This window comes from Pseudomonas sp. NFX5 (assembly GCF_049132125.1).
Taxonomy (GTDB): Bacteria; Pseudomonadota; Gammaproteobacteria; order Pseudomonadales; family Pseudomonadaceae; genus Aquipseudomonas; species Aquipseudomonas marginalis.
In genome coordinates this window covers 223,267-240,308 of record NZ_JAFMZG010000035.1, presented here as the reverse complement: position 1 = coordinate 240,308, position 17,042 = coordinate 223,267, and the positions used below count along the sequence as shown (strand labels likewise).

General features: G+C 62.4%; 16 protein-coding genes. 7 read left to right on the top strand and 9 right to left on the bottom strand.

Annotation, left to right across the window (positions count from 1 at the left end; all coding sequences use genetic code 11):
• Nucleotides 1–5 precede the first annotated feature (5 nt).
• Both J1N02_RS25705 and J1N02_RS25700 read right to left on the bottom strand, forming a co-directional pair.
• Nucleotides 6–1,616: an ABC transporter substrate-binding protein gene (locus tag J1N02_RS25705; RefSeq protein ID WP_421147965.1), complete on the bottom strand. Its 1,611-nt coding sequence runs from the start codon at nucleotides 1,614–1,616 to the stop codon at nucleotides 6–8.
• A 72-nt stretch (nucleotides 1,617–1,688) separates the two neighbouring features.
• Entirely contained in the window at nucleotides 1,689–2,843 is a 1,155-nt protein-coding gene (locus J1N02_RS25700) for a mandelate racemase family protein (protein ID WP_421147964.1), read from the bottom strand.
• A gap of 359 nt (nucleotides 2,844–3,202) precedes the next feature.
• Here J1N02_RS25700 and J1N02_RS25695 point away from each other — a divergent pair, with 359 nt between their 5' ends.
• Both J1N02_RS25695 and J1N02_RS25690 read left to right on the top strand, forming a co-directional pair.
• Nucleotides 3,203–3,928 (top strand): oligogalacturonate-specific porin KdgM family protein, encoded by a 726-nt coding sequence (locus J1N02_RS25695; RefSeq protein ID WP_092359640.1) that lies wholly within the window; start codon nucleotides 3,203–3,205, stop codon nucleotides 3,926–3,928.
• A gap of 81 nt (nucleotides 3,929–4,009) precedes the next feature.
• On the top strand, nucleotides 4,010–4,843 hold the full coding sequence (locus tag J1N02_RS25690; protein ID WP_421147963.1) for an NAD-dependent epimerase/dehydratase family protein: 834 nt from the start codon (nucleotides 4,010–4,012) through the stop codon (nucleotides 4,841–4,843).
• Here J1N02_RS25690 and J1N02_RS25685 read toward each other — a convergent pair.
• Nucleotides 4,783–5,562 (bottom strand): FadR/GntR family transcriptional regulator, encoded by a 780-nt coding sequence (locus tag J1N02_RS25685; protein ID WP_027603503.1) that lies wholly within the window; start codon nucleotides 5,560–5,562, stop codon nucleotides 4,783–4,785. The genes J1N02_RS25690 and J1N02_RS25685 overlap by 61 nt on opposite strands.
• A 221-nt stretch (nucleotides 5,563–5,783) precedes the next feature.
• Here J1N02_RS25685 and J1N02_RS25680 point away from each other — a divergent pair, with 221 nt between their 5' ends.
• The gene (locus J1N02_RS25680) at nucleotides 5,784–6,647 is read left to right on the top strand and encodes a diguanylate cyclase domain-containing protein (RefSeq protein ID WP_421147962.1); all 864 of its coding nucleotides are present in this window, start codon (nucleotides 5,784–5,786) and stop codon (nucleotides 6,645–6,647) included.
• Nucleotides 6,648–6,709: 62 nt separating this feature from the next.
• Here the strand turns inward: J1N02_RS25680 and J1N02_RS25675 are convergent, their stop codons facing one another.
• The 6 genes from J1N02_RS25675 to hpaA all read right to left on the bottom strand — a co-directional run bounded on the left by J1N02_RS25675 (nucleotide 6,710) and on the right by hpaA (nucleotide 13,068).
• On the bottom strand, nucleotides 6,710–8,158 hold the full coding sequence (locus tag J1N02_RS25675) for an amidase (protein ID WP_092359642.1): 1,449 nt from the start codon (nucleotides 8,156–8,158) through the stop codon (nucleotides 6,710–6,712).
• A 16-nt stretch (nucleotides 8,159–8,174) separates the two neighbouring features.
• Nucleotides 8,175–9,407: an MFS transporter gene (locus J1N02_RS25670; protein WP_098479849.1), complete on the bottom strand. Its 1,233-nt coding sequence runs from the start codon at nucleotides 9,405–9,407 to the stop codon at nucleotides 8,175–8,177.
• 10 nt (nucleotides 9,408–9,417) lie between these two features.
• The gene (locus J1N02_RS25665) at nucleotides 9,418–10,350 is read right to left on the bottom strand and encodes a SphA family protein (protein ID WP_175472343.1); all 933 of its coding nucleotides are present in this window, start codon (nucleotides 10,348–10,350) and stop codon (nucleotides 9,418–9,420) included.
• A gap of 68 nt (nucleotides 10,351–10,418) precedes the next feature.
• Entirely contained in the window at nucleotides 10,419–11,399 is a 981-nt protein-coding gene (locus tag J1N02_RS25660; protein ID WP_065939661.1) for a helix-turn-helix domain-containing protein, read from the bottom strand.
• Nucleotides 11,400–11,566: 167 nt separating this feature from the next.
• Nucleotides 11,567–11,989, bottom strand: coding sequence for a homoprotocatechuate degradation operon regulator HpaR (hpaR, locus tag J1N02_RS25655; RefSeq protein ID WP_027603497.1), 423 nt, complete (start codon nucleotides 11,987–11,989; stop codon nucleotides 11,567–11,569).
• Nucleotides 11,990–12,162: 173 nt separating this feature from the next.
• On the bottom strand, nucleotides 12,163–13,068 hold the full coding sequence (gene hpaA, locus J1N02_RS25650; protein ID WP_027603496.1) for a 4-hydroxyphenylacetate catabolism regulatory protein HpaA: 906 nt from the start codon (nucleotides 13,066–13,068) through the stop codon (nucleotides 12,163–12,165).
• A 161-nt stretch (nucleotides 13,069–13,229) separates the two neighbouring features.
• Here hpaA and J1N02_RS25645 point away from each other — a divergent pair, with 161 nt between their 5' ends.
• The 4 genes from J1N02_RS25645 to hpaD are packed head-to-tail and all read left to right on the top strand — an operon-like array spanning nucleotide 13,230 to nucleotide 17,038.
• Nucleotides 13,230–13,898, top strand: a complete 669-nt coding sequence (locus J1N02_RS25645) for a fumarylacetoacetate hydrolase family protein (protein ID WP_065939659.1) — start codon at nucleotides 13,230–13,232, stop codon at nucleotides 13,896–13,898.
• Nucleotides 13,895–14,665 (top strand): fumarylacetoacetate hydrolase family protein, encoded by a 771-nt coding sequence (locus J1N02_RS25640; RefSeq protein ID WP_027603494.1) that lies wholly within the window; start codon nucleotides 13,895–13,897, stop codon nucleotides 14,663–14,665. Before J1N02_RS25645 ends, J1N02_RS25640 begins: the two co-directional genes overlap by 4 nt.
• Nucleotides 14,666–14,670: 5 nt before the next feature.
• A complete protein-coding gene (gene hpaE / locus J1N02_RS25635; RefSeq protein WP_141606044.1) occupies nucleotides 14,671–16,131 on the top strand; it encodes a 5-carboxymethyl-2-hydroxymuconate semialdehyde dehydrogenase in 1,461 nt (486 codons plus the stop codon).
• 49 nt (nucleotides 16,132–16,180) lie between these two features.
• A complete protein-coding gene (gene hpaD, locus J1N02_RS25630; protein ID WP_419480259.1) occupies nucleotides 16,181–17,038 on the top strand; it encodes a 3,4-dihydroxyphenylacetate 2,3-dioxygenase in 858 nt (285 codons plus the stop codon).
• Nucleotides 17,039–17,042: the final 4 nt, after the last annotated feature.

The window sequence follows — 17,042 nt, the reverse complement described above, 5'->3', positions numbered from 1 at the left end:
ATCGGTCAGCGCTTCTTGTAGACGTCTTTGTAGCGCGTGGTCGCGGCGGTATGGCCCTGGAAGTCGGCCACGTCTTCGTACACCACCACGGTGTCGGTCATTTGCGAGACCGGCAAAATGGCCCCGACCTGCCGGTCGACCTGCTCCTGGATGTCGCGGTATTGGGCCAGTTGCTTGCCTGTGTCAGGCTCGACTTCCGCGCGCTCGATCAGCTGGTTCAGCTCGGGGCTGTAGAAGGATGTGCGCCAGCCCTGGAAGTTGGTGAGCTTGGCCTCATCGCGGTTATCCGGGTTGTACACCAGCGTACGCAGGCTGGAGTGCGGATGCCGTTCGGCCCCGCCACCGCCGCGGCCGACGATGATGTCGAAGCTGCGCTCACGCATTGCGCCATAGATCTGGTTGCCCGTGCCGGTGATGATGCTGGCGTCGATACCGGCCTGGGCCAGGGTCGACTGCAGGTTGGAGGCAATGTTGATAAACGGCGGTTCGGCGAGCACGCGAATGGTGGTCTTGAAACCGTTCGGGTAACCGGCCTCGGCCAGCCAGGCCTTGGCCTGCTCGACGTTGAGCGTGTAGCCGGGATCCGGCAGGCGCGCGGCCAGGCCCAGGGGCAGCGGCCGTTGATTGATCACGCCGTAATGGGGCATGACGGTCTGGTTGATGCCCTGGTAATCGATCAGCGCACGCACGGCCTTGCGCACGCGCGCATCGGCAAACATCGGTTGCTTCACACTCAGGGCGACGTAGTACAGGGTGCCGCGCTGCAAGGTCTGGGTGCGGACCTTGGCGCTTTTCTGCAGGGCTTCGATGTCCGGCGCGGACATGCCTTTGGCGATGTCCAGGTCGCCGCGCTCGATCATCAGGCGCAACGACTGCGACTCGGTCATGTTGCGCATGACGATGCGCTTGAGCTTGGCCGGGCCGCCCCAGTACCCGTCGAAACGGCTCATCAGGATCACGTCGTTGGCGCGCCAGTCATTGAGCACGAACGCACCGCTGCCGGCGGCGTGAGTCACCAGCCAGGCGGCGCCCATGTCGTTGTTCTTCTGGTGTTCGAGGACTTTCTTGCGATCGAGGACAAAGGCGCTCGGCGAGGTCGCCAGGGTGTTGAGCACCAGCAGCGGGTCGGTGGGCCGGGGCAGCTCGATCAGGAAGGTCGAGGCATCCGTGGCACGCATGTAGCGCTCGACGTTCTCGGCGGTAAAGCCGTAGGCCTTCCAGGTGGAGGCCAGTGCGAGGTTGAGCTTGAGCACGCGCTGCAACGACCAGGCAACGTCTTCGGCACTCAGGTCATTGCCGGACTGGAATTTCACGCCGGTGCGCAGGTTGAAGGTCAGGGTCTTGCGGTCATCACTGACCTGCCAGCGCTCGGCCAGCGCCGGTACCAGGCGATCCGGCTGGGCGACGTCCTGCACCAGCAACATGTCATAGAGGTTGGCGTTGATCTCCGACACATCCAGGCCGGTGGCCGCCGCCGGGTCGAGGGACAGCAGGTTGATCATGCTCATGCCGACGATCAATTGATCGGCCGGGGTTTTTGCGAAGCTTGCAGGTACAGCGGTGACAGCCAGCGCGGCGACGAACACCCGCGCCCACAGCGAAGGGAAAATGCTCATAACAAGAGTGCCTTTTTTATATTTATAGGGCTCTTGATCAGCCCGACGGATGCCGGGCTGACCCTGTACACGTCAGAAGCTTTTAAGCGTATGGGTCTCGATGAAGTTGAAATCGATGTCTTCACCCAGGCCCGGCAAGTCGGACAGGTGCACAAAACCGTCGTTGTCCATCGGGTCTACCAGACGCTTGAGGTAGGCCGGTACTTCGTCGTAATCCAGGTACGGGTGCAACAGGCCACGCTCATACCAGGTGCAGTTCTTGATCGCGCCGACCACGGCCAGGTTGGCCGCACCGTTGCCATGAATCTCGCAATCCATGCCGAAGGATTCAGCCAGGTGCGCAACCTTCAGGCACGGCGCAATGCCGCCGACGCCCGCCACACCGGCGCGCAAGATATCGCACACATCGTGCTTGACCCAACTGGCACGGGCGAGGTGTTTGCCGGACAGGGTTTCCGGGCCCAGCACCGGAATGTCCAACTGCCCCGCCAGCCAGGCATAGGACTCGGCGGACTCTTCCATCATCGGCTCTTCGAACCAGGCGAAGTCGAGCTTCTCCAGCTCACGCCCGATGTACAGCGCTTCGGTGCGGCTGTACCAGTGATAACCGTCGAGCATCAGGGCGATGTCCGGGCCGACCGCTTCGCGTACCGCCGCACAAGCCTGCACGTCGATGCGCGGGCTCGGGGCGAAGGACACCGGCGGCATCCAGGTGTGCAGCTTGATGGCCTTGTAGCCGCGTTGCACCAGGGTCTCGGCAAAACGCCCGTAGTCTTCAGGGGTGGCCAGGCCACCGGGCAGTTCGTCGCCACACATGGTGGAGCCGTAGGCCGGCACCTTGTCGCGGAAACCGCCAATCAACTTGTGCACCGGCACACCCAGCTTGCGCCCGGCCCAATCCCACAGGGCCTGCTCCACCAGCGCCAGGGCGCGGTCGGTCAACTGGCTGGCACTGCCGCGCTGCCAGTGCGCGAGGTCGTGCCAGATCTTTTCGCGATCGAAAGCGTTCTGCCCCACCAGCACTTTGCGCACGAAACCATCCAGTACATACGGGCGAATCAGTTCAGGGGCGCCGAAGGCATAACCCTCGTGGCCGTCTTCGGTCTGGATGCGCAGCAAAGCCATCTGCGCCTGGGTGACATCACCGGGGTGCGCATGGCCGGCACTGTCCACTGCGCGGCGGGTCGGGTAGGAAAATACCTGGACGTTGACTGCTGTGATTCTCATGGACGTCGTAAGCCTTCTTATTGGATTTGTGACGGGAGTGTCGTCTGTTGCGATCGATCATAGGTCATCGTACAACACTTGAAAAGACCCAATAACCCGCCCCTCTTCTGCATGCATTTTCAATAAATCCCGACAAAACCCTTATTTTTAAAGACAACCAAGGAATAACATGGATTGCTGTAAAGCCCTATTCACTGGGCGCATATATTTCGAGATGTTTCAAAACCATCGATAACCCATAGACGAGTCATCTTGTCGTACGATAACGTATATCGGCAGATTAGATGAGAGCCATACGCAACAACCCACTGCCGTAGCAACCGTCAAACGACCCTAACAAAAACAAAAAAGAAGACCGTATGAACACCACCCTACGCACGCTCGTTACTGCCCTGACCCTCGGCCTGCCGCTGTATGTCAGCGCTGACTCTGCCAGCATCAACTACCGCCACCAGTTCACCGAGGAGGACAGCGCCCACGCTGACCGAATCAAGCTCAACTACCGCCTGGACAGTGGCCTGGGATTTGAAGCGGAAATGAAATACCGCACCGCCGGAGACCGTGAAGACGTCGCCTACGACAACATGGTCAACAACGGGCACGAGTTCACCGTGAGCTACAACTACAAACTCAGCGCGCAATCGACGTTGACCCCGGCGTTCCAGATGGACAGCTCGAAAGACTCGACCACCTACAAGTTCGGCCTCAAGTACAACTACAAGATCAACGACGCCTTCTACGCCGCCACGCGCTATCGCCTGGACGCCAAGAAGCTGGACCGCGACCAGGTCAACGAGGACTTGCCCGACCACATCAAGGATGACCAGACCACCCATCGTTTCGAGGGCTGGCTCGGCTACACGCCGGCCAGTAAGTGGGCGTATGAATATCAGTTCATCTACTTCAAGACTGACTACATCCGCTACGACAACAAGAAGAGCGATTACGAACAGAACCTGATCGTCAAATACAAGCTCAACAAGGAATGGGCCCCGTTCATGGAGATTGGTGATGTGAAGGTCAACGCCACGTCCGAAGACCGCCAGGCGCGGTGGCGCCTGGGCATCCAGTACAACTTCATGTAAAGCCCCCACGACTTGCCTGGCGAGTGCGCATCGCTCGACAGGCAAGCCACCTGCATTCAGCTTTCAATGGAAGACCTGACCATGACCACACCACCCAAACCCTTCACGCGCATCTTGCTCACCGGCGCTGCCGGCGGCCTGGGGCAAATCCTGCGGAACACCTTGCAGGCCCATGCCGACATCGTCCGCGCATCGGACATCAGCCCCATGGCCCCCAGCCGTGGAGAGCACGACGAGGTGATCACCTGCAACCTGGCCGACAAGGCCGCCGTGGCGGCGCTGGTCAACGGCGTCGACGCCATCGTTCACCTGGGCGGGATTTCCGTGGAGCGGCCGTTCGAGGAGATTCTCGACGCCAATATTCGCGGCACATTCCACATTTATGAGGCGGCGCGACAGCGGGGGGTCAAGCGGATTGTGTTTGCCAGCTCCAACCACGTCACCGGTTTCTATCCCCAGGACGTTGAACTGGACGTGCACTCACCGCGCCGTCCGGATGGCTACTACGCCCTCTCCAAGGCCTACGGCGAAGACCTGGCGGCGTTCTACTTTCATCGCTATGGGATTGAAACCGTGAGCTTGCGCATCGGCTCGTCGTTCCCCGAGCCGCGCAACCGGCGGATGCTGTCGACCTGGCTGAGCTACACCGACCTGGACCACCTGGTGGCGCGCGCCCTGCTGGCCAAGGATGTGGGACACAGTGTGGTGTATGGCGTCTCGGCCAATCGCGATCGCTGGTGGAGCACCCGGCACACCGAGCACCTGGGCTTTGCGCCCAAGGACAGTTCGGAAGCGTTTCGCGCCAAGGTCGAGCAACAACCGCCAGCGCCGGCCGATGAACCGGGCAGCCGGCTTCAGGGCGGCGCGTTCACCGCGGCCGGGCCGTTCGACAACTCGGCGGCGGCGGCTTCATAGGCCCGACGCATACGCTCGCGACTGTTGGACAGGTGCAGGCGCATCGCCGCCCGAGCCGCATCGGCGTCACGGCGCAGGATGGCTTTGTAGATGTCCTCATGCTCACGGCTCAAGCGCTCCAGGAAGGGCTCCTTGTTGGCGTTGGCCAGGCGTTTGGAGTGCAGGCGTGTACGCGGCAGGATGTTGAGCCCCAGGTGCAACATGATGTCGGTGAAGTAACGATTGCCCGTGGCCAACGCGATTTGCTGGTGGAACTGAAAGTCTGCCGACACCGCGTAGTCGGCACTCACCGCCCGCGAGTTGAGCGCATCCAGCGAGTCGCGCATCACCTGCAATTGCTCGTCGGTCCGCCCCACGCACGCCAGGCCGGCAGCCTCCACCTCCAGGCTGATGCGCAACTCCAGCACGGCCAGCACATCCTGCAAGGTCACGATGCTGTCCGGGTCGATGCGAAACCCGCTGGGGCTCGGGATATCCTTCACAAAGGTGCCGACGCCGTGCCGGGTTTCCACCAGGCCCGAGGCCTGCAGGCGCGAAATGGCCTCGCGCACCACCGTGCGGCTCACCCCATGTTCGGCCATCACTTCGGATTCGGTGGGCAGCTTGGTGGCACGCGGCAGCTCACCGGAACAGATGCGCCGGGAAAGCTCGGTGACCAGTTCTTCGGCCAGGCTGCGGTGCCGGCGGCGAACGGTGGGCTGGACGTTCGGGTTGTCCATCAAGAACGGGTATCTCGGTTGGCGGAGGAACGCGCATCATAGCGCATTCGGTTGTACGACAACTCTCCCTGTGGCTCCCAGCGCGTCCCACAACGCGAAAAGCCCCTGCCAGACCGCCCTCGGCAACTGCCGAGCGGACTAAAAAATGTGCAGGATTGCTCGACGCCCCAGCTCATGATCGGGCTATGATCGACCGATATGAACCGGACGCCCGATGCCCCATGCCCGTTGACCTGCAAGCGCTGTACCCGAAACTGATCCACCTGATGCTGGATACGGTATTTGTCGTCGACGGCGACAGCCAGATTGTCTTCGTCAGCGATGGCTGCGAGGCCCTGCTCGGCTACCGTGCCGACGAACTGGTCGGCACCCTGATCACCCACTACATGCACCCGGAAGACCTGGCGCGCACTCGGGCCTCGATTGTGCGGGTCATGAATGGCCACTCCCATGTCGACTTCCGCAACCGCTATCTACGCAAGGACGGCAGCGTGGTGCACATCCTGTGGGCGGCCTTCTGGTCCAAAGAGGTGGGCGCGCGCATCGGCGTCGCACGGGACGTGACGGCGCTCACCCAGGCCGAAGAAGAACTGCGCTTCCTTGCCCACCATGATCCGCTGACGGGCCTGACCAACCGCTCACTGTTCAATGATCGGCTGGACCAGGCCCTGCACAGTGCCCAGTCCCACAACCGCGGCCTGGCGTTGCTGTTCCTGGACATCAATGACTTCAAGGGCATCAACGATGTGCATGGCCATGCCATGGGCGATCGCGTGCTGTGTGCGATCGCCCGACGCCTGGAACGCTGCGTACTCGACAGCGACCTGGTGGCGCGGATGGGCGGTGATGAGTTCACGGTGCTGTTGACCGACATCCCGTCGCGGGAGGCTATTTCTGTCAGGGTGGTGCAGATACTCGCGGTCATGGCCGAGCCGCTGGGGCCCGAGTTTGGTGGGGTGAAGATGCCGTCCTGCAGCATCGGCGTGGCGGTTTATCCCCAGGACGGGGAAGATGCCGATACCCTGCTCAGCCATGCGGACGGTGATATGTACCGGATAAAAAGGCAGCGATTCGCGGCTGAATGACCAGAAGGCGTTTTGCATCAGGCAGGTCGGTCCACCCGCCCGATGCAGAAGCCCTCAGACGCTCACAACCGACAGGCGTTGACCGGCGGAACCCGACCGCGCCAGGGCTGGGCCCGCTCCAACTGCCCCGCAAGGGCCAGCAGGGTACTTTCTTCGCCAAAGCGCGCGGCGAAGTGGGCGCCCATCGGCAGGCCGGCAGCGCTCCAGTACAACGGTACCGACATCGCCGGTTGCCCGCTGGCATTGAACAGCGCCGTGAACGGTGAGTAGCTGTGGAACCGTTCGATCAGTTCCTCCAGGCTCAAGCGGTCGTCTTGCAGGTCCAGCTCCCCGATCGGCACCGGCTCGCGGGCCAGGGTCGGCGTGAGGATCAGGTCGTAATCCTGCATGAACACCGCCAACTGCCGGCCCAAGGCATGAATCCATTCCACGGCACCGGCGTACTGCGCACCGCTGACGGCCCCTTTGCAGCGCAGGATAATGCGGGTGCGGGCTTCCAGCTCCTCAGGCTGTACGGCGGAACCGCGCATCTGCCCCAACACATCGACGTAGTGACGCGTGCTTGCACCGATGATGGTGAAGACCTGATCGAGAAACGCCGGCAGCGCCACCGGCAAGTTGACCGGTTCAACGCGGTGGCCCAGGGATTCACACAACCTGGCGGCCTGGCGTACGGCTTGCGCACTTTCGCCGGAGGTCGGCCAAGGCCCGAGCTGCTCGACCAGGGCGATCCGCAGCGGCCGAGGGTCCTGCTGCAGCGCGGTGACATAGGGCTGCGCCTGCAGCGGCGCGGCATAAGGTGCGCCCAGGTCGATCCCGGCCGTGGCATCCAGCAGCGCGGCGCTGTCACGTACCGACAAGGTAATCGCATGGGGGCTGCCCATCCCGGCCCAGCCCTCGCCGATCATCGGCCCGGAAGGCAACAGCCCACGGCTGGGCTTGAGGCCGAACACCCCACAGCAGGACGCCGGCACACGCAAGGAACCGCCGCCATCGTTGCCATGGGCAAACGGTACGACGCGCGCCGCCACCAAGGCTGCCGCGCCGCCGCTGGAACCGCCGGCACTGTGACCGATATTCCAGGGGTTGCGCGTGGCGCCAAAGCGGTTCGACTCGGTGGAATACGAGGTGCCGAATTCGGGTGAGGTGCTGGTACCGACAATCACGCACCCGGCACGGCGGATACGGCTTACGTGTTCGGCGTCAAAGTCAGCGCGAGCGCCTCCCAACGCCTGCGAGCCATGGGTCATCGCCGCGCCGTTGACCGGCGAAAACAGATCCTTGATCAGGGTCGGTACCCCGGCAAACACACCGGGGCCGGGGCGCGACGCGCGTACCGACTGGCGGGCCGAATCGTAAAGCCGCTCGGCCACCGCATTCAGCTGCGGTTCGACCCGTTCGATACGCTCGATCACCGCTTCCAGCAGCTCGCCGGGCTGCACCTCACCGCGCCTGACCCATTCGGCCAAACCGGTGGCGTCTTCGCTGTCCAGCAGGTTGTGGATGTCCATGCCTATCTCCTCTTGATTACGAATGACTTGATCCGAATGCCTGGGTCAGCGCTTTGCGCCGTGCTTGCAGGCCTGCCAGTGCCCAGGCCAGGGCCGAGGCAAAACTGGCACAGGCCAGCCACAGGATTGAACGACGCACGTCACCCGAGTAAACGCTGAGCACGGCCACCACCAGCGGGCTGACAAATTGACCGAAATACAGAAACGCCGTGAACCCACCCAAGCCGCGCCCGCGGGTTTTCGCGCTCAGGGCATTCATCACCGGCGCCATCGCGTTGGGCACCAGCAGCCCGGCGCCCAGGCCATGGATCAGCACGGCCACCAGCACCATGCTGTAGCTCGGTGCGCGCATCAGCAGCCACAACCCCAGGCCCAGCAGGCTCAGCAACAGCGCATTGCAACCGGGGATACCGATGCGCCGGCGCAGCAGCGGCCAGGCTAACGAACCGCCCAGGGTCGCCAGCAGACTGCCCCCCGCCGACAGCCCGATCATCGTGCTTGAAGTGATGCCGAGGCTGACGAGTAAAACCGGCGCCTGGATCGGCACGATAAAACTCAGCACCATCCCACTGAGGATCAGCAGATAACCGAGCACCAACGGCAGCACGGCCACCCTGCCCTGTTCAGCCACCTCGACGGGCTGGCGGGCGGCGGCGGGTTCCCACAGCACCTTGATCATCATCGGCACCAACAGCAGTGGCAGCAGGTACAGCAGGAATGGCAGGCGCCAGGAGTGTTCGCCCAACGCGCCGCCCACGACATAGAACAGCGAGCCGACCAAACCGATGGTGACCACTTGCCGATTGATGTAGCGCAGCCGTTCCTCGCCGTGCCAATAGTCGGCAATCAGCGTCGCGCAACAGGTCATCACCGCCGCCTCCGCCGCGCCGAACAGCAGGCGTACACCGACGATGGCGGGCAAGTTATCCAGCAGCGCCGGGATGGCCCCGAGCACGGCATACAACAGCGTGGCGATTACCAGCAACGCCTTGCGCCCGACCCGGTCGGCCAACCAGCCGGCCAGGGGGGCGCACAGCGCAATCGCGAGTGCCGGCCCGGTGACCGCCAAGGGCACCAGCAGGGCGGCGCGCGGTTCCAGCGCACCGAACTCGGCGCCCAGCTTGGGCAGGATCGGCGCGACCATGGCCGCGCCCATGATGGTCAGGCTGCTGCCCAGCATCAGCACCAGCCCTTCACGGCGCCCGGTGGCTTGCCGCGGCGAGGGGGAATCGGAATGTGATGAGTTCATGGCCAGCCCCTTAGAAACTTTGAGAAATGCGCAGTGCCACGGTGTAACCCTCGGCACGGTTGCGGGCATCGGTTTCCTTGTAGGCGTGCAGCCAAATGGGCGGCAGGCCGGGCTTGAAGTAACTCACGGCCGGCCCGACAGCCAGCACCCGCGCCCGGTTGCCCGATTGCAGCCCCGGGGCGTCGTCATCGCTGAACTGGCGGTAGTAGTAACCACCCAGGCCCAGGGTCCACGGCCCTACATGCTGGCCCACGGCAAATTCGTGGCGGTATTCGACACCGTTCTTGTAGTCGGTCGCGGGGTTGCGGGTATTGACGTCCACCTCAACGCTTGAGGAAACCTCGAAGCCACTGTCGGTGATGTAGGTGGCGTTGACGATCGGCGAGAACGTCCAGTGATTGAGCCCTGGGGAAATCAAACGATTCTTGTCGTAGTCACCGGTGGGCGCCTGGATCTGCAGTTGCGTGTTGATAAACAGGTTCGGCGACAGGTTCCATTGCAGGATCACCGGCAGAAACTGCATGTCGGCCATTCGAAACGGATCGGCCTCCAGGCTCAGCGGGCCGGCCGGGGTCGGTACCTTGACGGAAGCGTCCATCTTGAAGAACGGTACCACCACCCCGAAACCATAGTTGGCGCCCAGCACCGTGTGATCGGTCATGCGCATGTAGGCGACGCCGATGGACAACACATCCAGTGAGAAGTGGTTGTCGACGGAGCGACCGTTACGGTCCTTCTGCACATTGGCCGAGTAAAACGCCGTGCGCAGTCCCACGGTCCCGAACGGCGTGGCCGGCGGCATCATCCCCGCGCCGAAATCGTACACACCGACAGCGGTGGTCGGCGCACCGTTCTCGGTGGCCTGGACACTGGCGCAGCAACCCAGCAGCCCCAGGGTGAACAGCGTCATGCGTGTGGCGCTTGCATTATTGTGGTGAATCATCGAATGCCCCTCCCATCAAGTGGTGTGGGCCATCCTAGTAACGCGCAGAGTGCGGCGGTTATCCGTTTTCAGCAGAGTTGCGTGCGACGCAGGGTCTGGGAAGGGCTTTCGCCGAACATGGTGCGGTAATCGCTTGCGAACCGGCTCAAATGCCAGAAGCCCCAGCGCGCCGCCACTTCCTGTACGCCGTGGGCTTGGGTGCTGGTTCGCAGTTCGCGGCGCACCGCATTGAGGCGCAGTGCCCGCAGATAGGCCACCGGGTTGATGCCCAGCGTCTCCTGAAAACAGTACTGGAGTTTGCGCCGGCTGGCGCCGATGTGGTTGCACAGGTCGAGGATCGACAGCGGCTCGTCGAGGTGACTCAATGCATATTCGCGGGCGCGATCGACCATCCTTTTGCGCGCCGTGGGGTTGAGGGGTGGCGCCTGGTCCGGGGCGATCAACTCCAGCATATGCAGCATCACCGCATCGCGGATGCCGCGGCGGATCGAGTCATGCCCGAGCACGGCATCGCAGCCCGCCAGCTCGTCGAACAACGCCGCGAGGTCACGTTGCACGGATGAATCACCCAAGCGGTAACACCTGGGAAGATCGGTAATTCGAAACTGAATGCCCTGGCACTCCAGCACATGTTCCAGGGCGTGCTCTTCGATGGCCACGCCGAGCAGGTCCAAGTGCTGTGGAGTGTGCAGCTCGGGCAGGTTTTCACCGTGGGCCACCAACAGGCTGGGCTCGTGGATCGGATGCCCCGAGCAATACACCGGGCCGTCGGCACTCAAGGGAATGCTGAAGGTGATCGCACCTTTCCAGGCCACACCACTCTTGACCATGGCCTGATTAGAGCGGTCGCGCACCAGTTGCATCCAGTCCGAGCGGAACTCCAGCAACTCACCGGCAAAGGAGCCAGGTGACAACTGATCGTAGCGAACCTGCCAGCCGCCCATATTGCGAGCGTGCTCGTCGATGTCGCTGGTCAGGAAACGCTGGAGGGGTAACGCCGGTGGAAGCACCACCGAGGCCGCAGGCATCTGCACATTATTATTGTTCATTGACCTAACCTTTTTCAGTTGCAAGGCTTACAGGTCGTATCGCACGCAAGTTCCATTCCGAACCCGGGGCAGCGCGTGCATGTGTGCCGAAAATGGATAGTGAGGATGTGCGCCGGCGATGCCAGCCTCGGGCAAATACGTTCACCTGTTAATGAATTTTTTCACCTTCAAGGCTTGATGTTTTTCAGCTCATTGAGCAAGTCCAGCAACTGCTGCATTTTCTCCGCGCCAAACTGCGCTTCGATTTTCTGGTAGTTGCTTTCCATGCCCTCGCTCATGGAGACGAAACACTGCTGGCCGCGCTCGGTGAGGCCCACGAACACCCGGCGCTGATCCTGGCTGGACTTCTGCCGGCGCACCAGGCCGTCGCGCTCCAGGCGCGTCAACACTCCGGTCATGCTCGGTTTCAGGATGCAGGCCTGCTGGGCGAGCTGGTGGCTTTCGAGTTCGCCCTGCTGGCGCAGGATCCGAATGACCCGCCACTGTTGCTCGGTCAGGGCATGCTTGTTCAGTGCCGGGCGGAAGAACGCCATTGCGGCTTCACGGGCTTGCAGCAGGGTCAGGGTCAGCGAAGGTCTGGGGTTGGCCATATCGGCACCAATTGGATGGGCGAGTCGGCAGCTTAGTGTCGCCGGCCAACCGCTGCAAGCAGCCTGGGGGCTGTGAAAAGTACAATCGGTTCGGCGTAAAAGCCATTCTGTTGCACCGCGGCGATGCTCATGATGATCCGCACAAGATCAACAAGACCTCCCTTATGCCTGGCTCAACGCAATCCCGATTGGCGCTGGCGGTACTCCCCCGGAGTGAGCTGGGCGTAACGCTGGAAAAAACGACTGAAATAGGCCGGGTCCTTGAACCCCAGCTGATAGCAGATCTCGTTGGCCGAGCTGCCGGTAAACAGCAGCAGGCGCTTGGCTTCCTGCATCAGGCGCTCCAGGATCAGGCGCTTGGACGGCAAGTCGGCAATGCGCCGGCACACATCATTGAGCCGTGCTTCTGTCACCCCAATGCCCTGGGCATACCGCGACAACGGCCAGTGTTGCTGGTAGTGCGCTTCGATCAGCTCGTTGAAGCGGTGGAAGATTTTCAAGTCTTCGTGACGGGCGGGCGTGGCTTTCAACGAGTTCGAACACAGCCGCAACAGGCTGATCATGATCAACCGCGTCAGGCTGTCCAGAGCTGCGCTGCGCCCGGAACGCTGGGCTTTTACCTCTTCGCGCAGTTCCTCGAACAGATAATCCAGGCGGCGGATATCGCCCGCGTATTGCGGCGCCAACTGCGTCAGGGCGACACACGCGGCCGGCAATTGCACACCGGCCGGCGCCAGGCTGGCGTCGGCTTCGATCAGTTGCCACACCAGTTGCTGACGCACCGTCAGCACATGCCCGTCACTGTCGGCTTCGGTCACAAACGAGTGCGGCACCGTGGGTGGCGTGAGGAAGAACATCGGCCCGGACTCGACGTATTGCTGGTCGTCCAGGTACACGCGCACGGTGCCGCTTTTTACGTAGTGAACCTGGAAGAACCGGTCATGCCGGTGAACGGGCATGTTGCGCCCGAAGAAATCCGCCAGGTTGGCCAGCTTGTCGTAATGGACTTCGGCGTCGCTGTAGCGCTGGTCGTACACCTGGCCAATGTTGATGTTCGGGATGGGTTGACGGTCGCTCATCGCACGCTACTCGTTTTTATTGTGATTGCCCTGATGCAGCGGTGCTCACCCTGCAAGCACCCCGTGGACAGTCTACACCCTTGACGATAGTTAACATCTTAATTATAACTGTTAACACATTAACTAAATGCAAGGCCGCCATGGCCCTGCCAGGAGAACCCATGAGCCGTGCCTTGCATGACATCGCGACCGGCACCCTTTTCGGTGTCGCGCTGAACTACCAGGGGTTGCTCAAGCAGCGCCTCGCCGAATTCGAACAGCCGCCGTACCAGAAACCGCCGGTCAAGCCGGTGCTGTTCATCAAGACGCCCAACACCCGCAACCAGCACGGCGCCGAGGTGGTGCATCCCGGCCAGGGCGAGCGCCTGCAGCCTGGGCCGGCATTGGGGGTGGTGATGGGCAAGAGCGCCAGTCGCGTCAGCGCGGCCGAAGCCCTCGACTACGTGGCCGGCTACACCCTCGTCAATGAGTTCAGCCTGCCGGAAGACAGCTACTACCGCCCCGCCGTCAAAGCCAAATGCCGCGATGGGTTCTGCGCCATCGGGCCCGAGCTGATACCCACCGCACAGGTGTCGAACCCGCACAATCTCGCGATCACGCTGTACGTCAACGGCGAGGTTCGCCAGCACAACACCACGGCCAACTTCGTGCGCAATATTCCATTGCTGATCGCCGAGATCAGCGAATTCATGACCCTGCACGCGGGCGATGTGCTGATCACCGGCACGCCCGAAGGCCGGGTGGATGTGCAGCCAGGCGACACCGTGGAGGTCGAGATCAGTGGCCTCGGCCGCCTGGTCAACCACATCAAGGCAGAGGAGCTCCCATGAAACACGCCCGTATTCGCTTTGAAGGTGAAGTCCATTCGGTACAGGTCGAAGCTGAAAACGCCGTGCGCCTGGCCGACGGCCGCCTGCTGGCCGAAGACCAGGTGCAATGGCTGCCACCGGCCACCGGCAGCATGTTCGCCCTGGGCCTGAACTATGCCGACCACGCCGCTGAACTGGCGTTCAAGCCGCCGACCGAACCCCTGGCCTTCATCAAGTCCGTGGGCACCTACACCGGCCACAACCAGGTGACCTGGCGCCCGGATAACGTCGCCTACATGCACTACGAGTGCGAGCTGGTGGCCGTCATCGGCAAGCCGGCGCGCAACGTCAAGCGCGAAGACGCCCTGGATTACCTGGCGGGCTACACGGTGTGCAACGACTACGCGATTCGCGACTACCTGGAAAACTACTACCGGCCCAACCTGCGCGTGAAAAACCGCGACGCCACCACGCCCGTCGGCCCATGGATCGTCGATGTGGCCGATGTGCCGGACCCGAGCAACCTGAAACTGCGCACCTGGATCAACGGCGAGTTGCGCCAGGAAGGCAGCACCAGGGACATGATTTTCGACATTCCCTACCTGATCGAATACCTGTCCAGCTTCATGACCCTGCAACCCGGCGACATGATCGCCACCGGCACGCCCGAAGGCCTGGCGGACGTCGTGCCGGGCGATGAAGTGATTGTGGAAGTCGAAGGCGTAGGCCGCCTGGTTAACCGAATTGTCAGCGAAGCGGCGTTCTTCAGCGCCCGTAAAGAGGCTTGAGCAGCATGATCAAACATTGGATCAACGGCCGTGAGGTCGAAAGCAAAGACGTGTTCGTCAACTACAACCCGGCCACCGGCGAAGCCATCGGAGAAGTCGCCAGCGGCGGCGCCGAGGAAGTCGCGCAAGCCGTGGCGGCGGCCAAGGAAGCCTTCCCGAAATGGGCCGGCACCCCGGCCAAGGAACGGGCGCGCTTGATGCGCAAGCTCGGCGAACTGATCGAACAGAACGTGCCGCACCTGGCCGAACTGGAAACCCTCGACACCGGCCTGCCGATTCACCAGACCAAAAACGTGTTGATTCCCCGCGCCTCGCACAACTTCGATTTTTTCGCCGAAGTCTGCACGCGCATGGACGGCCATAGCTACCCGGTCGATGACCAGATGCTCAACTACACCCTGTATCAGCCGGTGGGTGTCTGCGCGCTGGTGTCGCCGTGGAACGTGCCGTTCATGACCGCCACCTGGAAAACCGCGCCGTGCCTGGCCCTGGGCAATACCGCGGTGCTGAAAATGTCCGAGCTGTCGCCGCTGACCGCCAACGAACTGGGGCGCCTGGCGGTGGAGGCCGGGATTCCAAAAGGCGTGCTCAATGTCATCCAGGGTTACGGCGCGACCGCCGGCGATGCCCTGGTGCGTCACCCCGATGTCCGCGCGATTTCCTTCACCGGCGGCACTGCCACCGGCAAGAAAATCATGCAGACCGCCGGGCTGAAGAAGTACTCCATGGAACTGGGCGGCAAGTCGCCGGTGCTGATCTTCGAAGATGCCGACCTGGAACGCGCCCTCGACGCCGCGCTGTTCACCATCTTCTCGCTCAACGGCGAACGCTGCACCGCCGGCAGCCGGATCTTTATCCAGGAAAGCGTGTACCCGCAGTTCGTCGCCGAGTTTGCCGCGCGCGCCAAACGCCTGATCGTCGGCGACCCGCAAGACCCGAAGACCCAGGTCGGCTCGATGATCACTCAGGCCCACTACGACAAGGTCACCGGCTACATCAAGATCGGTCTCGAAGAAGGCGCCACTCTCCTCGCCGGTGGCCTCGAGCGCCCGGCCAACCTGGCGGCGCATCTGAGCAAGGGCCAGTTCATCCAGCCCACGGTGTTCGCTGACGTGAACAACTCCATGCGTATCGCCCAGGAAGAGATCTTCGGCCCCGTGGTGTGCCTGATTCCGTTCAAAGACGAAGCCGAAGCCTTGCAACTGGCCAACGCCACCGAGTACGGCCTGGCGTCTTACATCTGGACCCAGGACATCGGCAAGGCGCATCGTCTGGCCTATGGCATCGAAGCGGGCATGGTGTTCATCAACAGCCAGAACGTGCGCGACCTGCGCCAACCGTTCGGCGGCGTGAAGGGCTCCGGCACCGGCCGTGAAGGCGGCCAGTACAGCTTCGAAGTGTTCGCCGAGATCAAGAACGTGTGTATCTCGATGGGCAGCCATCACATTCCACGTTGGGGCGTCTGAGCAACACCAGTCCCCCGATGACAACAACAACAATTTCAGGAGCATCATCATGGGCGAAGTCGTCCTGGCGGCGAAAATCTGCCACGTACCCTCGATGTATTTGTCGGAGCTGCCTGGCAAGCACCACGGCTGCCGCGAAGCGGCGATTGCCGGGCACAAGGAAATCGGTCGGCGCGCCCGCGAGCTGGGCGCCGATACCGCCGTGGTGTTCGACGTGCACTGGCTGGTCAACAGCGCCTATCACGTCAACAGCGGCGAGCACTTCAAGGGCATCTACACCAGTAACGAACTGCCGCACTTCATCAAGAACATGGCCTACGAATACCCCGGCTGCCCGGAGCTGGGCGAACTGATCGCCGCCGAGGCCAACGCCGCCGACGTGCGTACCCTGGCCCACAACATCCCGAGCCTGGAGCTGGAGTACGGCACCCTGGTGCCGATGCGCTACATGCACATGGGCGTACCGGACGAGCAGAGCTTCAAAGTCGTTTCGATTGCCGCCTGGTGTGCCTGGCATCGCCTGCAAGACAGCTTCACCTTCGGCGCCGCCGTGCGCCGGGCCATCGAGAAGAGCGATCGCAAAGTCGTGGTGCTGGCCTCGGGTTCGCTGTCGCACCGCTTCTCCGACGACCGCAATGCCGAAGCCAATATCCATAACTGGACGCGCGAATTCGACAAACAGGTCGACCTGCATGTGGTGGAACTGTGGCGCCAGGGCCGCTGGAAAGAGTTCTGCGCCATGCTCCCGGACTACGCCGAGCATTGCTTTGGCGAAGGCAAGATGCACGACACCGCCATGCTTCTCGGTTTGCTCGGCGGGCCGGACTACGACAAGCCGGCCGAGATCATCACCGAACCCTTCGGCAGCTCGGGCACCGGGCAGATCAACGCCATTTTCCCTGTTTGACCGC